The sequence below is a fragment of the Nocardioides sp. genome (assembly GCF_035429765.1).
Taxonomy (GTDB): domain Bacteria; phylum Actinomycetota; class Actinomycetes; order Propionibacteriales; family Nocardioidaceae; genus Nocardioides.
This window is the reverse complement of record NZ_DAOMFK010000001.1, coordinates 42955-60655: the sequence shown is the minus strand read 5'-3', so window position 1 is coordinate 60655 and position 17701 is coordinate 42955. Positions and strand designations below refer to the sequence as shown.

Sequence of the window (17701 nt, the reverse complement as noted above, 5' to 3'; positions counted from 1 at the left end):
CCGTCGCCAGGGATGACGAGACGCTTGCAGTTCTCACCGGACGCCCGGAGGGCTACACACCGCCGAGGAGTCGTCACCCGGCATCACCAACAGGCTACGCCCGCCCCGAACATATGTTCGGAGGCACAGCGGGCGTGTCGCTCCGGAACTCGATAGGCCGAAGCCACGTCTCCCCCTTACCTTCGAACCATGGCGGTCAGCACCGAAGGGGCGATGCGCGGTCCGATCGGTCGCGTCGTTCTGGCGCGCCTCAACGACCTACTCGACTACCTGCGCCGTCACGACATCACCAACGCGCAAGTGTTCGGAAGCGTGGCGCGCGGCGAAGACACCACGGACAGCGACCTCGACCTCTTGGCCGACGTACCCCCGGGAACGAGCCTGTTCGACCTGGCCAGACACAAGCTCGATCTGGAGGACCTCTTGGGCGTCACCGTCGACCTCGGGACAGCGGTCAAGCCGCGCCTCCAAGACCGCGTCGAGGCCGAGGCGATCCTCGTCAGCGACCTCGTCAAATACCGCAGTGATACCGCAGGAGATCCGTCACGAGCCAACTTGTTGTAGTTCGTATCAATCACGACATCTGGCGTTTGCCGAGGTCAGCGGGCGCTTTCAATACCGCACAACGCCAGCCAATACCACAGGGATACAACGAGCTCTACTACGACATCTAGGACATCGCCTCGGCCTGAAGGGGCCCCTGATCCTGCCACCACGCAGGTCAGGGGCCCTTTGCCGTTGCGGAGAAGATCGGGGACAACCTGGTGCGGGCCCTGTGCCGGCACCCCCACCGTGCCGCGTTGGACGTGACCCGCGAACTGCTCGACCAGATACGCACCCAAGCCGGCGCCGGGCCGCAGCGGGCCGCGCCGAGCGCCGCCGACGCGGGCTGCGGTGACTTCTCGAGGAGCTCGGCCACCCGGAGCAGGATCACCAAGCCGGTCACATCATGTGGTGATGTCGGGTCACCACGTCGGTCCCTAGCGTCAGGACATCGCCGGACACCCAGCCCGGCACCGGTCAGGACAGGAACCCCGACATGGACATCACCCTCAACCGCATCACTGCCGCAGCCGGTGCCTGCGCCGCGGTGGCCGGCGCTCTGTACGTCGGCGTTCAGATCAACCACCCGCCCGCCGACGTGGCGCACGTCGTCACCACCGACGTGTTCGTCCGCGAGCTGGCCAAGGCGACGATGGCCGTCCTCGCGCTCGCCGGCTTCGCCGGGATGTTCCTGCACAACCGGCACCGGTTCGGCGTCCTGGGGCTCGTCGGCTACGTGCTGGTGAGCATCGGCTACCTCGCGATGCTGGCCAACCAGGCGATCGTTGCCACCGTGCTCCCAGTCGTGGCGCGCACCGACCCCGGCTACGTGCAGGACTACCTCGACGGCGCGATGGGCAACAACCCCGCAGGCGACATCGGGCATGTCCAGGACCTCTTCATGGTCACGGGCATCGGCTACGCGATCGGCGGCCTGCTCTTCGGCATCGCGCTGTTCCGCGCCGGCCTCCTGGCCCGGTGGGCCTCCGCCCTGTTCGCCGCGGGCACCGTCTCCGCGCTCGCGCTCGCCGCCCTCCCCGAGTCGTTCAGCCGCCCCTTCGCGGTGCCCGTCGGCATCGCCCTGATGGGTCTGGGGGCCTCCTTGTGGCGGGCCTCGCGGACGCAGCCCGCCGTCGACACCGCGCCGGCTTCCTCCGCCGAGCCGGCAGCCGTCCGATGACCACGCACTCGCTCGAGGAGCGCCGGACCCCCTCGGGGGCCGGCGCTCGGAGCGGCTGGTCGGTCGCCGTCGGCCTGGTCCTGCTCAGCGCGATCCCGCTGACCGCCGGCACGCTCCGGCTGGTGCAGCTGGCCGGAGGGCCCGCGGTCTTCCCAGCCGACGACCGGTTCGACTCCTTCCCCGTCGCCCTCCTGGTCCACATCGTCGGCAGCGCGGTCTTCGCGCTTGTCGGGGCGCTGCAGTTCGTGCCCGGCTTCCGGCGCCGCCACTGGGCCTGGCACCGCCGCGCCGGGCGCGTGCTGTCGGTGGCCGGCCTGTTGGTCGCCGGCTCCGGGCTGTGGCTGACCCTGACGTACGCCGCCCAGCCGGGCACGGGCGACCTGCTGTACCTCTTCCGACTGGTGGTCGGCTCCGCCACGATCGCCAGCCTCGTGCTGGGCTTCACCGCCATCCGCCGCCGCGACTTCCCCGCGCACCGCGCCTGGATGATCCGCGCGTACGCCCTCGGCCTCGGCGCCGGGACCCAGGTGCTTACCCAGAGCCTCTGCGAGGCGTTCGTCGGCACCGACGTGGTCGCCGGCGACCTGGCGAAGGGGGCGGGCTGGGCGATCAACCTCGCCGTCGCGGAGTGGGCCATCCGCCGCTCGCGGACCCGTCTCGCTGGAGCCCGGTCATGACCACGGGCGGCGCGGTCTACGCGATCAACGTCCGAGGACACCTCGACGACCACTGGGCCGGCTGGCTCGGCGGTCTCACCCTCACCCACCATGACGACGGCACCACGACGCTCACCGGCCCCGTCGTCGACCAGGCCGACCTCCACGGCGTCCTGGCCAAGCTCCGCGACGGCGGCATCACGCTCATCGCGCTCAGCCCCATCAACCCACCCGCGAAACCCGATCTCTCGGGCGAGAAGGAGTGATCCACATGTCCACCCTCACCGCGTCCCCTCCCACGTCCCTGGAGCTGTCCGTCACCCGGTTGAACCTGATGCGCTCCGGCTACCTGCTCATCGGCCTCGGGCTGGTCCTCGTGAAGTGGCCGCTGCTGCCCGACGCCTCGACGATGCCGTTGTACGAGGGCGTCACGTTGTCAATGCTGACCGCCATGTCCCTCGGCGCCCTCCTCGGTCTGCGGCATCCGGTGGCGATGGTGCCCGTGCTGCTGTTCGAGTCCGCCTGGAAGCTCATCTGGCTGGCGCTCGTCGCGCTGCCGAAGGCCACGGGCGACGGTCTCGACGCCGCGACCACCGAGGTGCTGGTCAACTGCTCGCTGGTCGTGGTCGTGGTCGCCGTCGTGCCGTGGCGCTACGTCTGGCAGCGCTACGTCGTCGCCGGCGGCGACCGGTGGTACCGGTGACCTCCGCCGAGGGCAGGTGGCCACGTGCAACGGCGGGAGGGGCACCTGCTTCCGCGAAGGTCCGGGGGCGTCGATCGTGAGCCGCACATGGCGGATGCTGTGGACCTTGTCGAGCACCGGCCGGTGAAGTCCATCGACTCCGCCCCGCCACCTGAGGCGAGGCAGGCGTGGCCTCATGCGGAGGCGTCGCTGGCCTTGTCCAGTCCCAGCCGCTGGTGGATGACCTGGCGGGCCAGGACCATGACCGCCGGGTCGTCGTACAGGACGAACTTGGTGTCGGCACCCAGCAGGATCGCGTGGAGCTCGAAGGCGAGCTGGTCGGGATCCTCGTGGGCGGAAAGCTCGTGCTGCTCGAGCGCGGTGGTTGCGAACGACCGCAGCAGCGCCGTGAACTCCGACTGCACCCTGGCGAGCCGGTCCTTGACCGGCCCGGGTCGAGCGCCCATCTCCAGCGAGGTGGCAGCGAAGAAGCAGCCGCCGGGGAACACGCGACGCTCCACGTAGCTGAAGAAGGCCTCGCACGCCGCCGCCAGCTGCCCCAGGCCGGGCTGGGCGGCGAGTGCAGGCTGCACGACCTCCTCGGCAAGGACCCGCTCGGCCTCCTCCACGGTCGCCAGCTGCAGCTCCAGCTTGGACCCGAAGTGCGCGTACAGCCCGCTCTTGCTGATGCCGGTCGCCGTCGCCAGGTTCCCGATGGAGAGGCCCTCCAACCCGTCGACGGTGGCCAGCGCCGCGGCAGCGCTCAAGATCGCACGGCGGGTGCGCTCCCCGTCTGCCCGACGCGGTCTCGGGCGGTCGTGCTTCGCACTCTCGGTCGTCATGGTTGACAACTTAGCACGATCGGTCGTACCTTCTAACTTAGTACGACCGATCGTGCTAACTCTACGGTCGCAACATCGGCCGCGGAGAACTTCTCTCCCATCATCAGGAGTCACCATGAGCATCAGCAGCACCATCAACGGGGTCGACGTCGAGCGGCTGACAGGGACGGTCGAGGCCGTCACCGCCGACCCCGGTCTGGGGAAGTTCCAGTTCCGCGCTCGGAATCACTGGATCGACGGCGGCCACAGCCGCACCACCATCCACGGGTTCTACGGCGCGGGGCAGGAAGACACCACTCGCGAAGGGCCGTTCGTCCTGGACAGCGACGAGCCGCCGGTCCTGCTCGGGGAGAACCGGGCCCCCAACGCCGGCGAGTACGCCCTCCAGGCCCTCGCAGCGTGCCTGACGGGCACGATCGTCTACCACGCCGCTGCCCGCGGCCTGGCACTGCGGGGCCTGGAGTGCACGGTGCAGGGTGACCTGGACGTTCAGGGCTTCCTCGGCCTGGACAGCGACATCCGCCCCGGCTACGAGGAGATCCGGGTCTCGATCAAGGTCGCGGGTGAACTCGACGACGACCAGCTCGCCGAGATCGCCGGGCTCACTCGCTTCTCGCCCGTCCGGGACACGGTCACCAACCCCGTCGCAGTCTCGATCGATGTCGCCCGCGCCTGAAGCGACCCGCATGATGCTCCGCGTCGGCCGTCTCGGCGCGGACATCATGCCCCGGGCATGCTCGGGCCGGCCACCCCGCCGCAACCGTCCCAACGGGAGCGGCGCACGTTTCCGCCGGAGCGCCTGGCGCCGCTGCGCGAGCGCGAGCTGATCGCCAGCCTGGCGCAGGTGGGCGTCCACGAGCACCGGTGGCTGACCTACCGCGACGGTGACCTCACCAGGGTGTCGCTCGCCGAGGGGGCCTCGGACCTTGTGCCCGTCATGGAGGACGTGCGTCCGGACGTCATCGTCACCTTCGGGCCGGACGGAATGACCGGTCACCCGGACCATCGGGCGGTCTCGGCCTGGACCAGGGAGGCGTGGCGACAAACCGGACAGCACGCGGAGCTCTGGTACGCGACGCTCACGCCCGATTTTCACCGGAGCTGGGGCGAGCTCAACGATCGAGTGGGCTTGTGGATGACCACCCCACCGGTCACGTCGGACGCCAGACTCTCGGCGCAGGTCAGGCTGAGCGGCCCGCTCCTTGCTCGCAAGCATCGGGCGCTGCGAGCGCACGCCTCGCAGACCAGGGTCCTGGAGGACCTGGTCGGTTCCGAGACCTACCGAGAGTGGTGGTCGACCGAGAGCTTCGTGGCGGCGAGATGACGCACGTGGAGTCACCGAAGAGGAAGCATGGTCCGAGAGATCCTCCACGCAGACGGCGCGCCCAGGTCCTCTCAGCCCAGGGCACCAAGGCGTCGGAGACCCTGGCCCACCCGCGCGCGGTTCGCCACGGCCGCGGGCGGACGTTGGCGCGGTGGCAGGCGCGGGCAGTCGAGCCGCGCTACCGTCAGCGTCGTCATACGATCGCCGGCGCAGACGAAGGACGAAGATGGACGGATCAGGCGCCAGGCTCGCTGGTCTCCGACCGCACGTTGCGTTGGTTGTCGTCGACGTTCAGATGGGCTTCGAGGACCCACGATGGGGGCCGCGCAACAACCCCCAGGCAGACAGCAACATCGCGGCCCTCATCGGGGGCTTCGCACGAGCGCGGCTCCCGATTGTGTATGTCCGTCACGACTCCGACGATCCCGACAGCCCGCTACATCCCGGCCGGCCCGGGAACGCACTCAAGCCGTACCTCACCGCCGAGCCGGCGCTCGTGGTGAGCAAGAACGTCAACTCCAGCTTCCACGGAACCCCTGACCTGAACGCGTGGCTGCAGGCCCACGACATCGCGGGAATCGTGATTGCAGGCATCACCACGAATCACTGCTGCGAGACCACCGCGCGCATCGGAGGCAACCTCGGCTACCAGGTGTGGTACGCCCTCGACGCCACTCACACGTTCGACAGGACCGGCCCCGATGGCACCGTCATGACCGCCGACGAACTCGCTCACGCCACCGCGGTGAATCTCCACGGCGAGTTCGCGACCGTCACGTCGACCGATCTGCTCCTCGCCGCAGTCGGGAGCGACGTGAGGCACTGACCCGGGCACCTCTGTGCGTGTGGGTCCGCGACCCCGAGTCACATCCTGCGGTGTGCGCAGCTGAGCGACCGGCCGGCAGGAGGGGTGCCCCCCGATTCGGGAATCTTGCGCGCGCGATGAGCAAGCCGGGAAGATGGGCCCGCACACGGCGGGCCGGGAGGGCTGAGAGTGGACGAGATCCGCGTGTTCCTGGTCGACGACCATCGCGTCGTGCGGACCGGGCTGGCGGCCTACTTGGGCGTCGAGCCTGGCATGCGCGTGGTCGGCCAGGCCTCGGACGGCCGGGCGGCCCTGGACGAGATCGCCGTCCTCGACCGTGCCGACGAGGTGCCCGACGTCATCTTGATGGATCTCACGATGCCGCGGATGGACGGGATCGCGGCCACCCACGAGGTGAAGCGGCGATGGCCGGAGATCGAGGTCGTCGCGGTGACGAGCTTCATCGAGGAGGAGCAGATCCGGGCCGCGCTCGAGGCAGGCGCTTCGGGCTACCTGCTGAAGGATGCCGATGCGCCGGACGTGGCTGCGGCGATCCGGGCCGCGATCGCCGGCGAGGTGCACCTCGACCCGGCCGCAGCGCGCGCATTGACCGCGTCGCTGCGGGCCCCCCAACGAGAGCAGGCGCCACTCACACCACGCGAGCGCGAGGTCATCGCGGCGATCGCCTCTGGCGCCACGAACCGCCAGATCGCCCGGGAGCTGGGCGTCAGCGAGCGTACGGCACGCACACACGTGTCCAACATCCTCGCCAAGCTCGGTCTGGCCAGCCGCACCCAGGCCGCGATGTGGGCGGTGCGAGAGGGACTCGTGGAAGAGCCCGGGCGCCCGACGCGATGAGCTCTGAACCGTCCCGGGACTTCCTGCGTAGCACCTCGATGCCGACGCAGCCGCTGATCGCCGACGTCGCGCCGAGCAGCTCCCCGCTCGACACCCAGCTCCTCGAGCTGTTCTTCGACCGGGTGCCGATGGGCGTCGCCGTCTTCGACACCGACATGCGCCTGCAGCGGTGCAACAAGACCTGGACGGCGTTCTACGAGCACTACCTGGGCGTCCCGGCGGAGTACACCGCGCCCGGCCGCCATCTCAACGACCTGATTCCCGGCAACGAGGAGGCAGTCCAGCTGCTGGCCGACACCGCCCTCTCCGGCCGGGTGATCCGTCAAGCCGCCCACCGGATCGCGATCCCCGGCACCGAGACGTACTGGGACGTGGTGTTCGCGCCGCTGTTCAGTGACGACCGGGTTGTCGGGGTCGTCGACATCGTCACCGACGCCACCGACCGGGTGCTGTCGTTCCAGCGCCTCGAGGCGCGGATCGCGATGTTCTCCCAGGTCGCCGCCGGGATGAGCGTCGACCAACCGCTGTCCACCACGCTCTCGCAAGTCGTCGACGCCGTGCACAGCACCAGCGACGCTGTCGCGTGCAGCATCGTGTGCTGGGAGGAGGACTGGAGCCGCCCGGCCACCGCCTACGCCGACGACGTGCTCGGCGCCGGGTTCGCCGAGGCACTCGAAGAGGTGTGGCGCATCCGCGGGATGCGCCCGGTCGACCTCGGGGAGTACGACGGGAGCATCGCCCGGGGTTTCCGGGACACCGCGCTGGCCGACCCGTCGCTCGCACCGGTCCATCCATTCCTCGTCCGGGACGTGCCCTGGGCGGACATGGTGCTGTTCCCGCTGGTCGCCTCCGGCGTCGTGGTCGGGGAGGTTGCCGTCTACCTCGCCGCCGGGCAGGACCTCGACGACGACGACCGCGGCTACCTCTCCGCCCTCGCCGACCAGGCCGCCGTCGCCGTACGCAACAGCACCCTCTACCGGGCCGCAGAGCAGACCGCCGCGCTCGAGGAGCGGCACCGGCTCGCGCGCGAGCTGCACGACTCGGTCAGCCAGGCGCTGTTCTCGATGACGCTGCATGCTCGCGCCGCCCAACGGCACCTCGAGAGTGCCGGCCTCGCCGCGGACCATCCCGTCGCCGTCGAGATCGAGCAGCTGCACGGGCTCACCCAGACCGCGCTGGCTGAGATGCGCGCACTGATCTTCGAGCTCCGGCCGGGCGCGCTCGAGGCAGAGGGCCTGGTCGCGGCACTCACCAAACAGGCCGCCGCGGTCGCCGCCCGCGAGCAACTCGCCGTCGACGTGCACGGACCGGGCGGCTGGATCCGGCTCGACCCGACCGTCGAGGAGCACCTGTACCGGATCGCCCTGGAGGCGCTGCACAACACCGTCAAGCACGCCGGGGCCGAACGCGTCGACGTGCACCTCGAGCAACGCGACACCGTCCTCGAGCTGCGCGTGAGCGACGACGGCGCCGGGTTTGACCCGCGCCTGGACCGGCCCGGTCACCTCGGCCTGCGCACCATGCGCGAGCGCGCGGACGCCATCGGCGCCACCTTCGGCATCGACTCCGCCCCCGGGCGCGGCAGCACGGTCACCGTCACCCTGCCGCTCCCCCGCTGACTCGTCTACGTCATTACGCCGAGGCCGGTCACGGCCACAGCGCCGAGGCCGGTCCGGCCACTGTGCCGACGCGACGAACCCCTCTCTGACGCGAGGCTTCTGATGTACCGACCGGTGCACCAGGAACCGAAGGAAGTCGCCATGAACAACCTCAACCCGCTCCTCGCGCACGCCGAGATCACGCGTCGGGTCGCCGACGCCGAGCAGCAGCGCCGGGCCCGCTCCTGCCGCACCGCTCGGCCGCTCCTCTCCGTCCCTCGCGACCGCTCCTCCCAGCTCTGAAAAGGCAGACCACGATGTCCACCGCCCAATGGATCCTGAACCTGGCCCTCCTCGGCTGGGTACTCACCCGCAACTTCGGCACGCGACGGATCACCCGCTCCACGTTCCTCGTCCCGCTCGCAGTCGTCGCCACCGCCGGCGGCTGGTTCCTCCGGGACCTGCCGACGGCCGGCCACGACCTCGGGCTCGAGCTGGTCGGGATCGGGGCCGGTCTGGTGCTCGGCACGCTGGCCGCCGCCATGACGCGGATGCACCGCCACCAGGGTGACCTCGTCGTCAGTGCCGGCACGGCGTTCGCCGCAGTCTGGGTCGCCACCATCGGCGGCCGGATGCTCTTTGCCCAGTGGGCCACCCATACCGGCGCCCGCACGATCGGCGAGTTCTCCATGCGCCATCAGATCACCGGCGCCGACGCCTGGACCGCTGCATTCGTCCTGATGGCGCTGACCATGGTGGCCGTCCGGCTCGTGGTGACCGCTGTCCAGGTCCGGGCGCACCGGTCCCCGTCCGCAGCGCTGGCCGAGGCAGGCGCACCGTGACGTCGCTGGACACCTCCACCCGCCCGATCAGGGTCGCCGTCGTCGCCGCCGACGAACGGGTGCGGACCAGCCTGCGGCACCTGCTGATGTCTTGTGGCGGCACCGTGGTGGTGGAGTCGTACGTCGCGGGCCCGCGCCCGGCGACCACCTCCCCTGTGGTCGGCACGGACGCCGACGTGGTCGTCCTCGACCTCGACCCGGCCACCCCCGGGAACCACCTCGAACAGCTCCGTGGACTCCCCGCCGGTCTCCCGACCGTCGTGCTCGGCAACGACCGGCGCACCGCCGACGTCGCGCGAGCCGCCGGTGCGTCGTACCTCGACAAGGCCGACGTCGCCGACCAGTTGTTCCATGCGGTCCTCGTCGCCGCGGACCGGGGGGGCATGCGTACCACGGGCCGCCGCGACCACGCCGGCACAAGCGCCATCGTCCTGGTGACCCTGGCGTTGTTCGCCGGACCGTGGGCCTGGTGGTTCAGCCGGATCGCCCAGGACCATGGCGTGATCAGCTGGCACCTCCCCCAGGGCCTCGCGCTCTGGACCATGCCGCCCCTGCTCGTGAGGGCTGCCGGTGGCGCCGTTCCTGCTCCTGGTGGTCGCCACCAGCGTGCTGATCTCCGGCCTGGTCAACGCCGCAAGCGGGAGCGTCGTCGTCGCCGCCCTGTTCCACGCCTCCTTCGACGCCAGCTACTCCTACCTCGGTGTGGTCGGGTCCGAGCACACCATGCTCTGGGCCGCCGCAGCGGCCACCGCACTGGTCGCCATCGCCCTTGCGGTCTGCACCCGTGGACGTCTCGTCCTCACCCACGCTGGTCGTGACGTCGAATGACCACCGCGCTCGCGCGTGCGGCCTCAGTGCAACAGGTTCTCGTTCGCGCGCGCGAACTGCAGGAAGGACCCCGCGGCCGCAGAGCGTGGGCCCTTCTGGGGCCAGACCAGGATCGAGGTGCGGTGGATCGTTGGCCGCAACGACAGGATGCGGACCACTGGACCGGCGCTGGCCAGTGATGACCGCGGCAGAACGGTGATGCCCAGACCGGCGGCGACGAACGCCCGCGCGGCGCTCATCTCGCCCGTCTCGAGGGCGATGCGCGGTCGGAACCCGGCGTCTGCACAGGCGTGCAGGATCTGGTCGCGCACGGCAGACCCCGGCCGGTGCATGACGAACGGCTCCTCGGCGAGCTCGCCCAGGCGAACCGCCGTGCGCTGCGCCAGTGCGTGCGACTCTGCGACCGCGAGGTCGTAGGGCTCGGTGATGAACGGCTGGCTGGCCAGCCCCGCCATCGGTACGTGCTCGCGCTTCACCACCATGGCTGCATCCAGCGTCCCCGCCCGCACGCCGTCCAGCATCGCGTCGGAGACCAGCTCGTTCACCGCCACGTCGACGGCCGGATACTCGTGACGGAAGGCGGCGAGCAGGTCCGGTAGCCGCACCTCCATGGACTGCCAGGCACCGAGACGGACCCGTCCGGTGACCTGCCCGGCGAAGCTGCGCACCTCATCGACGGTGACCTCCAGCTCCCGCAGCGTGCGTTGGGCCCCGCGGAGCAGGACCTCGCCCGGAGGCGTCAGGGTCACCCCGCGGGTGTTGCGCTCGAACAACATCACGCCGAGCTCTCGTTCGAGCTGGCGAATCGTCTGGCTCAACGCCGGCTGCGCGATCAGGAGGTCCTCCGCGGCGCGCGTGAAGTTCAACCGGTGCGCGACCGCGGCGAAGTACCGCAGCTGCCTACTGTCCACCATAAGCACAGCATATGGCTGTAAGCCTCAACAAGTCTTGGACCCGATAGCGGTGGTGATCCCACACTGGGTGACCATGACATCCACGCGCGACGACTCCCGCGACGGACTGGTCTTCGTTCTCATCGTCACCTACACCGGTCCCCTGACCGCCATCGACGCAGCGATGCCGGCGCACCGGCGGTTCCTCGACGAGCACTTCGCCGCCGGCGCGTTCCTCGCCTCCGGACCCCAGGCCCCGCGCACCGGCGGCGTGATCATCGCGCGTGCGGCGGACCGTGACGCCATCGAGCAGCTGATCGCGGCGGACCCGTTCACCCGCGACGGTCTGGCGACGTACGACGTCCACGCCTTCCTCCCCACCCGCGGCCCGTTCGCCCTGCCGCTCCGCGACAGCGCCGCGCCCGTCCCGGCCTGAACCACACCTCCCGACCGTACGCACATCGAAGTCAGGACACCTGGCTCTCTGGAAGGACAACAGATGAACCCTCTCGAGCTCCACGATCGGGACCACGACGTCCGAACCGAACGCACCGCCGTCGCTGAGACCCGCGGAGCGGCGCACTTCGCCCGGCTGATGGCGCGCCGCCCGGATCAAGCACTGAGTGCTGTCCGAGCGGCCTCGCCCCAGATGAACGACTGGCTGGTGAACGGGCCGTTCGCAGGTCCGCTGGCTGGCTCGGAGCTCACGATGGGACAGCGAGAGCTCGCCACCGTCGCCGTCCTGGCCGCCCTCGGCGACACCGAGCCGCAGCTCGCCGCCCACACGGTCGCAGCGCTGAGCCAGGGCATCACCGCCACCGAGCTGCGGGGCATCCCCCTGCACGTCTCGGTCTACGCCGGGTTCCCGCGCGCGCTCAATGCGCTCACCGTGATCGACGGGGTCCTCCGTGAGGCGGGCATTCCCGAGCCCCTCTCCCTGCATCGTGTGCGTCCCGGCGACCACGGCACCACCGTGGCCCACGCGGGCATCACCGGGCCCCCCGTCGTGCTGGTGCACGCCCTGGGCCTGGACTGGCGCATGTGGGAGCCGGTCATCGCCCGGCTGGCGGTCGGCCGAAGGGTCTTCGCCTACGACGTGCGCGGACACGGCTCGGCCACCGAGGCGCCGCTGCCCACGTCGATGAATGACCTCGCCACCGACCTGTTCGACGTCATGGACGCCCTTGGTCTCGACCGCGCGCACGTCGTCGGCCTCTCCTACGGAGGCGGCATCGTGCAGACCGCAGCGACGCTCGTGCCCGCACGCTTCGCCTCCATGACGCTCATGGCCACCACCAACGTGGCGTTCGAGACCTTCGAGGGCCGGGCTCGATCGGTCGAGCAGGACGGCATGGCCGCCCAGGTGGCGCCGTCGCTGGTGCGGTGGTTCACCTGCGATGGCCTCGCCGTCAACGACTGGGGAGTGCGCTACGCCCGCGACTGTGTACTGCGCGGCGATCCCGAGCACTCGGCCGCGGCCTGGCGGGCGTTCCAGACCCTCGACGTCGAGGGGAAGCTCACCGGCTTCAGCGCTCCCACCCTCGTGCTGGCCGGTGAACGGGACCTGTCCACCACGCCGGAGGTCATGTCCCGGATCGCGAGCGACATTCCGGGCGCCCGCTACGCGGAGATGCCGGGAACACCGCACATGCCGACCCTCGAGCAGCCCTCCCTGGTCGTGGACGCACTCGACGGGTTCCTGCCGCGAGACCCGATGGAGGATGAGCTCCTCCCCGGGTGACCAAGGCGTCGGCAACGGCCGCGCGGCCCGCCTCAGTCATGCCCATCAACTCCCAGGAGCTCCCCGTGCCACATCTCGACGCGATCACGATCCACAGCCGACGACCGAGCGAGCTCGCCAGGTTCTGGTCGGAGCTCCTGGACCTCCCGATCGACCCCTCCGACGCCGCCGCGATCGAGCAGGGAACGCTCGGCGAGACCGAGGCGGTGCTCCTGGGCCGTCGCGATGCACTGCACGTGTGGGTGAGCCCAGCGGAGGAGCTCACCCCCTGCGGCGGCCGTGTCCACCTCGACGTGCGCCTGGATGGCCCGACCGATCTGGACCGTCTTGCCGGGCTCGGGGCGGAGCCACGGTGGGACGACCCCCGCGGGCGTTGGCGGGTCTACGCCGACCCGGAGGGCAACGTGTTCTGTGCCACCACCGACTGGCACACACTGCCGACGCCCACATGAACGACCACGTCACCCCACGGTGGGGGCCGCCCACACCGCACGTTGATTCCAGCCGACACGAACAGGACCCCACATGCAGCTCATGCAGTACGAGATCACCTTGCCCGCGGACTACGACATGGACATCATCCGGCAACGTGTCGCGGCCCGCGGTTCACGAACCGACGACTTCACCGACCTCGGAGCCAAGGCCTACCTCATCCGCGAGCGCAATCAGCACGGTTCGCCGGTCAACCAGTACGCGCCCTTCTACGTGTGGGCGGGCGACACCGGCCTGAACCAGTTCCTCTTCGGACCCGGCTTCGACGGCATCCGCACCGACTTCGGGCGTCCGGCAGTCCGGACGTGGCGGACGGTGGCCGTCGTCAACGGACCGGCACCCGGAAAGGCGCCCGCCGCGGCCACACGCCAGGTCGAGCCCGTCGACCCGCGCAACGCGCTTCCCGACCTCGTCGACCGGGTCGTCGAGGACACCGTGGCCGCTGCGAATGAAGCGAACGTCAACGGCACCGTCGCCGGCATCGACCCGTCCACCTGGCAGCTGGTCCGGTTCACGCTGTGGAACACGCAGCCGCCCGAGAGCACGCCCGGGGACCGCTACACGGTCCTCCACCTGTCCCAACCCCACCGACGAAGCCTCCCCTCGGGGAGGGCGTGGTGAGCAAGAACGTCAGCTCCGCTTCCACGGAACCCCCGACCTGAACGCGTGGTGCCGGGCGCCGTGGCAGGGGTGCGACCCCGGGGAGAAGCCACAGGGACCATGATGGTCTCGACGTTCGGTCCACCACATGCGGCAGGCAGGAGCGAGCAGTGCGTCCGTGGATGAGCCTGACAGCGGCGTTCCTCCTGCTCGTCACGGCCGGGTGCGGCGATGACGGCAACCCGAGGGGCGACGGCTCGACCGGCCCGACCTCTGACGGCACGGGCGCCGGTCGCCCCCTGGTGGTGGACACCGATCTGGCATCGGACGATCTGGTCGCCCTGCTGTTCCTGCTCTCCTCGAGCGAGGTCGACGTCCGTGCGGTCACCGTGTCCGGGACCGGTGAGGTGCGGTGCCCCCGAGGCCTGGAGATCGCAGCCGGCCTGCTCGCCGTCACCGGACACGACGATGTACCGGTGGCCTGCGGGCGTTCCACTCCCCTGTCCGGCGACCACACCTTCCCGGCCGAGTGGCGTGACGCAGCCGATGCCGCCTGGGGGGTGGACCTGCCTGTCGTGGAGGCGCCGGACGCCGCACCCTCGGCAGCACAGCTGCTCGCGGAGACCTTGTCCACGGGTCGCGTGACCCTGCTGACACTCGGTCCGCTCACGAACCCGGCCGAGGCCTTCCGCGCCGACCCAGACCTGCCCGACACGATGTCGTCCATGGTGATCATGGGCGGCGCCGTCGACGTCGGGGGCAACGTGTACACCGAGGAGGACTCCTCACCGAGCGCGGAGTGGAACCTGTACGTCGACCCGGTCGCGGCCGAGGAGGTGCTCGCGTCGGGGGCCCCGGTCACCTTGGTGGGACTGGACGCGACCAACCAGGCCCCGATCACCCCGGAGTTCGTCGGTGAGCTCCAGGGCAACGTCGAGGCCGAGGCCGCCGCGATCGCCAGCCAGCTGCTGGCGAACAACCCGCTGGTGGCGAGCGGGGAGGCGTACTTCTGGGACCCGCTGGCCGCCGCCGTCGTGGTCGACCCCGACGTCGTCACCACCGAGCGCGCCCCGATCAGTGTCGTCACCACCCGGGGCAGCGACAACGGGAGAACGGTCCGCGACCGCGACGGCCACCAGGTGCAGGTCGCCGTCGGTGCCGACGTCAAGGCGGTCGAGGACCTGCTCACGAGAACGCTGAACGCGAGCTGATCGTCGAGGGCGGAGCGTGTCTGGTGGGCAGCTCCCCCCTGAGCCGATCACGCCCAGTCGAACAGCGGACCCCAGAGGACGACCACGACGGCGGCCCACGCGGCGTACACGGGCAGGTAGTCGGTCTGCCAACGCTCCAGTGCCGCGACGGGACGGCGACCACGCACGAAGGCCAGGCCGAGCCAGGCCGAGACGGCCAGGTTGACCAGCAGAAGGATGTTGAGGCCGAGAGCCGCGGCGCGGTTCGGCGTCAGCCCGAGCTCGGCGATCCGGCTGGCCATGGCGATCAGCACGACGAGATCGACGAGGATCGCCGTGACGACCAGCACCACCTGCAGCCAGTCAGCGAGACCGGCCGGCGCCTGTGGCGGCCTCGCGGACACCGCGTAGAGCCACAGCGCGAGGACCAGCACCAGGATCACGGTCATCAGGATGAGCAGCTCGCGCTCGACGTCGATGACATCCGGGTTGGCCGCGAAGGCGATCAGCAGCGCCACCAGCAGCAGGACGGTCAGCGGCGAGAAGACCCGCGCCAGCACCGGCGCGATGTTCTCGATCACGTTCTGCTTGGACTCCACCAGCCACGCCGCGATCACGGCTGCCCCAGCGGCTCCCATGGGAAGCACCCACTCGAACAAGAACACCGCCGCGTCGATGTTGACGGCGTTGAACGTCGCGCCGGCCAGAGCCAGCAGCAGACCGCCACCGGCGGCGAGCAGGAAGTAGTACACCGCCCATTCGCCCGTGAACCGGATGAAGTCCATCCGCCGACGCCCGGACCGCCAGTCGCCCCCGACGTACACCACCCCCATCAGGAGCCACAGCAGGATCGGGGTGTGGATCACCGCGAGGAGGAGTGTGTCGCTCTGCTCGTCATGGAAGGGATAGGCGACAAGCAGAGCGGCCACGGCCGCGTACCCGGCCGCCACGCTCACCACCGTCCGCGCCGAGACGTCACGCTTCCAGGCGAAGTAGGCCACCACCCACGGCAGCACGAGCACGGAGACGAGTCGGACGAACACGTCCTCGTCCAGCCACGCCAGGCCTGCGCGGAGCGACAGCGCCGCGCCAACACCCAGGCAGATGGCGAGCCACAGGTCCCGACCCCGCGCCCGTGACTCACCGGGGTCGTCGGCCGTGAGCACGAGCTGCTTCCACAGCCTCTCGGAGTGCTCGATGGCGAACTCGCGCGACAGCTCGTCCACGCTTCCCATCCGCTTGACTGCGACGAGGAACGCCTCGTCCTCGGTGAGCCCCGAGGCGATGAGGTCGTCGACCTGCCCGCGCAGGTGCTCCTCGAGCTCGGCGACGTCGTCATTGGTCAACGTGGCCCGACGTTGGACGTGCTTGCGCCACTGCTCGATCTGGTGCTCGCTCACGGCGTCACCGCCTGCGGGATCGCCGGCAGCTGCGTGCGCGTGTGCCAGATACGGTCCAGGGTCTCGCTGACGACGGCCCACTGGCTCTGCCGGTCGGCGAGCGCCTGGCGACCGGCTTCGGTGAGCGCGTAGTGCTTGCGTCGTCGACCCTGGTCGGACGTCTGCCACGTGGACTTCACCTGCCCGAGCCGCTCGAGTCGGTGCAGCAGCGGGTAGAGCATCCCGTCGGTCCACTCCATGTTGCCGTCGGAGAGCTCACGGATGCGTTTGAGGATCGCGTACCCGTACGACGACGCATCCTCGGCGAGGATGCCCAGCACCAGCGGCGTCGCCGACGCTGCCACCAGGTCCTTGTCGATCCGCATGCTGCTCCCTGAATACCTAGAACTACAAGGTAACAATACCTCACGCTTCTAGGTATAGCTCGCGGCGCGTTCACCGCGGTGTGTGACGGCATCGGCGTCGACGGACCCCGGTCGGGAGGCGGATACTGGACCTCGTGACCCCCGACCTGGCGTCGCACCCGGGCCCGCCCACCTCCGCGGAGCAGCCACTGATCCAGCTCGCCGCCGTAGAGAAGGTCTACCGGATGGGCAAGGTGGACTATCGCGCTCTGCGCGGCGTCGACCTGGCGGTGGAAGCAGGGGAGCTGGTGGCTCTGGTCGGGCCGTCGGGAAGTGGCAAGTCAACGATCTTGAACATGATCACCGGCATCGACCGGCCGACCGCGGGGGCGGTGGCTTTCGACTCTCAGCCTCTGGAGGAGATGAGTGAGGAGGAGCTGGCGGTGTGGCGCGGCGCCAACGTCGGGATCATCTTCCAGTTCTTCCAGCTGCTCCCGACCTTGTCGGCGCTCGAGAACGCGGCCCTCCCCCTCGACTTCCTCCGACGCGGCTCGAAGCGCGAACGGTTCGAGCGGGCGCGGCACAACCTCGACCTGGTCGGCCTCGGGGACAAGCTCCATCACTCGCCCGCGGAGCTCTCGGGGGGCGAGCAGCAGCGAGTAGCGATCGCGCGGTCGCTGGCGTCGGATCCCCGCCTGATCGTGGGCGACGAGCCGACCGGCAACCTCGACACGGCCACTGCGGCGGAGATGTTCGAGCTCCTGGTGCGCCTGAACCAGGAGGGCAAGACCGTTCTCTTCGTGACGCACGACCGCGAGCTGGCCGAGCGCGCCCAGCGCGTGGTCGAGATCCGCGACGGGCTCGTGGTGGAGGGCTGAGGGGC

At 70.1% G+C, this 17701-nt stretch carries 23 protein-coding genes; 19 read left to right on the top strand and 4 right to left on the bottom strand.

The features are described from left to right. Nucleotides 1–189 precede the first annotated feature (189 nt). The 5 genes from PLP61_RS00290 (at nucleotide 190) to PLP61_RS00270 (ending at nucleotide 3082) form a co-directional block, all read left to right on the top strand. Nucleotides 190–564, top strand: coding sequence for a nucleotidyltransferase family protein (locus PLP61_RS00290; RefSeq protein WP_324499210.1), 375 nt, complete (start codon nucleotides 190–192; stop codon nucleotides 562–564). A gap of 475 nt (nucleotides 565–1039) precedes the next feature. Then, nucleotides 1040–1723, top strand: a complete 684-nt coding sequence (locus tag PLP61_RS00285; protein WP_324499209.1) for a hypothetical protein — start codon at nucleotides 1040–1042, stop codon at nucleotides 1721–1723. After that, nucleotides 1720–2400, top strand: a complete 681-nt coding sequence (locus PLP61_RS00280; protein WP_324499207.1) for a DUF2306 domain-containing protein — start codon at nucleotides 1720–1722, stop codon at nucleotides 2398–2400. Before PLP61_RS00285 ends, PLP61_RS00280 begins: the two co-directional genes overlap by 4 nt. Further along, on the top strand, nucleotides 2397–2645 hold the full coding sequence (locus tag PLP61_RS00275; protein ID WP_324499205.1) for a DUF8691 family protein: 249 nt from the start codon (nucleotides 2397–2399) through the stop codon (nucleotides 2643–2645). The genes PLP61_RS00280 and PLP61_RS00275 overlap by 4 nt, the downstream gene beginning before the upstream one ends. Nucleotides 2646–2650: 5 nt before the next feature. After that, nucleotides 2651–3082 carry a hypothetical protein gene (locus tag PLP61_RS00270; protein ID WP_324499203.1) on the top strand — a complete coding sequence of 144 codons (432 nt, stop codon included), beginning with the start codon at nucleotides 2651–2653 and terminating at the stop codon, nucleotides 3080–3082. Between the two features lie 173 nt (nucleotides 3083–3255). On the opposite strand, the gene PLP61_RS00265 is transcribed toward PLP61_RS00270, so the two are convergent. Next, on the bottom strand, nucleotides 3256–3903 hold the full coding sequence (locus PLP61_RS00265) for a TetR/AcrR family transcriptional regulator (protein WP_324499201.1): 648 nt from the start codon (nucleotides 3901–3903) through the stop codon (nucleotides 3256–3258). 115 nt (nucleotides 3904–4018) lie between these two features. Between PLP61_RS00265 and PLP61_RS00260 the strand changes: the two genes are divergently transcribed. The 8 genes from PLP61_RS00260 to PLP61_RS00225 all read left to right on the top strand — a co-directional run bounded on the left by PLP61_RS00260 (nucleotide 4019) and on the right by PLP61_RS00225 (nucleotide 10158). Beyond that, complete coding sequence (locus PLP61_RS00260; RefSeq protein WP_324499199.1) at nucleotides 4019–4579, top strand: OsmC family protein; 561 nt, start codon at nucleotides 4019–4021, stop codon at nucleotides 4577–4579. Between the two features lie 57 nt (nucleotides 4580–4636). After that, complete coding sequence (locus PLP61_RS00255) at nucleotides 4637–5227, top strand: PIG-L deacetylase family protein (protein ID WP_324499197.1); 591 nt, start codon at nucleotides 4637–4639, stop codon at nucleotides 5225–5227. A 274-nt stretch (nucleotides 5228–5501) separates the two neighbouring features. After that, entirely contained in the window at nucleotides 5502–6053 is a 552-nt protein-coding gene (locus PLP61_RS00250) for a cysteine hydrolase family protein (RefSeq protein ID WP_324499195.1), read from the top strand. Between the two features lie 168 nt (nucleotides 6054–6221). Next, the gene (locus tag PLP61_RS00245) at nucleotides 6222–6890 is read left to right on the top strand and encodes a response regulator (RefSeq protein ID WP_324499193.1); all 669 of its coding nucleotides are present in this window, start codon (nucleotides 6222–6224) and stop codon (nucleotides 6888–6890) included. 38 nt (nucleotides 6891–6928) lie between these two features. Then, entirely contained in the window at nucleotides 6929–8509 is a 1581-nt protein-coding gene (locus PLP61_RS00240) for a sensor histidine kinase (RefSeq protein ID WP_324499191.1), read from the top strand. 141 nt (nucleotides 8510–8650) lie between these two features. Beyond that, nucleotides 8651–8791 (top strand): hypothetical protein, encoded by a 141-nt coding sequence (locus PLP61_RS00235; protein WP_324499190.1) that lies wholly within the window; start codon nucleotides 8651–8653, stop codon nucleotides 8789–8791. A gap of 14 nt (nucleotides 8792–8805) precedes the next feature. Further along, nucleotides 8806–9330: a hypothetical protein gene (locus tag PLP61_RS00230; protein WP_324499188.1), complete on the top strand. Its 525-nt coding sequence runs from the start codon at nucleotides 8806–8808 to the stop codon at nucleotides 9328–9330. 570 nt (nucleotides 9331–9900) lie between these two features. Beyond that, complete coding sequence (locus PLP61_RS00225; protein WP_324499186.1) at nucleotides 9901–10158, top strand: hypothetical protein; 258 nt, start codon at nucleotides 9901–9903, stop codon at nucleotides 10156–10158. 23 nt (nucleotides 10159–10181) lie between these two features. Here PLP61_RS00225 and PLP61_RS00220 read toward each other — a convergent pair whose 3' ends face one another. Beyond that, nucleotides 10182–11072 carry a LysR family transcriptional regulator gene (locus PLP61_RS00220; RefSeq protein WP_324499185.1) on the bottom strand — a complete coding sequence of 297 codons (891 nt, stop codon included), beginning with the start codon at nucleotides 11070–11072 and terminating at the stop codon, nucleotides 10182–10184. A 73-nt stretch (nucleotides 11073–11145) separates the two neighbouring features. Here PLP61_RS00220 and PLP61_RS00215 point away from each other — a divergent pair, with 73 nt between their 5' ends. From PLP61_RS00215 to PLP61_RS00195, 5 genes are all read left to right on the top strand, one after another. Beyond that, a complete protein-coding gene (locus tag PLP61_RS00215) occupies nucleotides 11146–11487 on the top strand; it encodes a YciI family protein (RefSeq protein ID WP_324499183.1) in 342 nt (113 codons plus the stop codon). 63 nt (nucleotides 11488–11550) lie between these two features. After that, nucleotides 11551–12792 carry an alpha/beta hydrolase gene (locus PLP61_RS00210; protein ID WP_324499181.1) on the top strand — a complete coding sequence of 414 codons (1242 nt, stop codon included), beginning with the start codon at nucleotides 11551–11553 and terminating at the stop codon, nucleotides 12790–12792. Between the two features lie 65 nt (nucleotides 12793–12857). Continuing rightward, nucleotides 12858–13244: a VOC family protein gene (locus PLP61_RS00205; protein ID WP_324499179.1), complete on the top strand. Its 387-nt coding sequence runs from the start codon at nucleotides 12858–12860 to the stop codon at nucleotides 13242–13244. A 73-nt stretch (nucleotides 13245–13317) separates the two neighbouring features. Then, nucleotides 13318–13905, top strand: a complete 588-nt coding sequence (locus PLP61_RS00200) for a DUF4865 family protein (protein WP_324499177.1) — start codon at nucleotides 13318–13320, stop codon at nucleotides 13903–13905. A 161-nt stretch (nucleotides 13906–14066) separates the two neighbouring features. Beyond that, nucleotides 14067–15095: a nucleoside hydrolase gene (locus tag PLP61_RS00195; protein ID WP_324499175.1), complete on the top strand. Its 1029-nt coding sequence runs from the start codon at nucleotides 14067–14069 to the stop codon at nucleotides 15093–15095. A 47-nt stretch (nucleotides 15096–15142) separates the two neighbouring features. On the opposite strand, the gene PLP61_RS00190 is transcribed toward PLP61_RS00195, so the two are convergent. Further along, entirely contained in the window at nucleotides 15143–16474 is a 1332-nt protein-coding gene (locus PLP61_RS00190) for a permease prefix domain 1-containing protein (RefSeq protein ID WP_324499173.1), read from the bottom strand. Next, the gene (locus PLP61_RS00185) at nucleotides 16471–16839 is read right to left on the bottom strand and encodes a PadR family transcriptional regulator (RefSeq protein WP_324499171.1); all 369 of its coding nucleotides are present in this window, start codon (nucleotides 16837–16839) and stop codon (nucleotides 16471–16473) included. Before PLP61_RS00185 ends, PLP61_RS00190 begins: the two co-directional genes overlap by 4 nt. A gap of 134 nt (nucleotides 16840–16973) precedes the next feature. On the opposite strand from PLP61_RS00185, the gene PLP61_RS00180 reads away from it, so the two are divergent. Continuing rightward, entirely contained in the window at nucleotides 16974–17696 is a 723-nt protein-coding gene (locus PLP61_RS00180; RefSeq protein ID WP_324499169.1) for an ABC transporter ATP-binding protein, read from the top strand. Nucleotides 17697–17701: the final 5 nt, after the last annotated feature.

Coding starts and splice junctions, on each gene's coding strand:
- PLP61_RS00290 (WP_324499210.1), top strand. CDS start 190: ATGGCGGTCAGCACCGAAGGGGCGATGCGCGGTCCGATCGGTCGCGTC.
- PLP61_RS00285 (WP_324499209.1), top strand. CDS start 1,040: ATGGACATCACCCTCAACCGCATCACTGCCGCAGCCGGTGCCTGCGCC.
- PLP61_RS00280 (WP_324499207.1), top strand. CDS start 1,720: ATGACCACGCACTCGCTCGAGGAGCGCCGGACCCCCTCGGGGGCCGGC.
- PLP61_RS00275 (WP_324499205.1), top strand. CDS start 2,397: ATGACCACGGGCGGCGCGGTCTACGCGATCAACGTCCGAGGACACCTC.
- PLP61_RS00270 (WP_324499203.1), top strand. CDS start 2,651: ATGTCCACCCTCACCGCGTCCCCTCCCACGTCCCTGGAGCTGTCCGTC.
- PLP61_RS00265 (WP_324499201.1), bottom strand. CDS start 3,903: ATGACGACCGAGAGTGCGAAGCACGACCGCCCGAGACCGCGTCGGGCA.
- PLP61_RS00260 (WP_324499199.1), top strand. CDS start 4,019: ATGAGCATCAGCAGCACCATCAACGGGGTCGACGTCGAGCGGCTGACA.
- PLP61_RS00255 (WP_324499197.1), top strand. CDS start 4,637: ATGCTCGGGCCGGCCACCCCGCCGCAACCGTCCCAACGGGAGCGGCGC.
- PLP61_RS00240 (WP_324499191.1), top strand. CDS start 6,929: ATGCCGACGCAGCCGCTGATCGCCGACGTCGCGCCGAGCAGCTCCCCG.
- PLP61_RS00235 (WP_324499190.1), top strand. CDS start 8,651: ATGAACAACCTCAACCCGCTCCTCGCGCACGCCGAGATCACGCGTCGG.
- PLP61_RS00230 (WP_324499188.1), top strand. CDS start 8,806: ATGTCCACCGCCCAATGGATCCTGAACCTGGCCCTCCTCGGCTGGGTA.
- PLP61_RS00220 (WP_324499185.1), bottom strand. CDS start 11,072: ATGGTGGACAGTAGGCAGCTGCGGTACTTCGCCGCGGTCGCGCACCGG.
- PLP61_RS00215 (WP_324499183.1), top strand. CDS start 11,146: ATGACATCCACGCGCGACGACTCCCGCGACGGACTGGTCTTCGTTCTC.
- PLP61_RS00210 (WP_324499181.1), top strand. CDS start 11,551: ATGAACCCTCTCGAGCTCCACGATCGGGACCACGACGTCCGAACCGAA.
- PLP61_RS00200 (WP_324499177.1), top strand. CDS start 13,318: ATGCAGCTCATGCAGTACGAGATCACCTTGCCCGCGGACTACGACATG.
- PLP61_RS00195 (WP_324499175.1), top strand. CDS start 14,067: ATGAGCCTGACAGCGGCGTTCCTCCTGCTCGTCACGGCCGGGTGCGGC.
- PLP61_RS00185 (WP_324499171.1), bottom strand. CDS start 16,839: ATGCGGATCGACAAGGACCTGGTGGCAGCGTCGGCGACGCCGCTGGTG.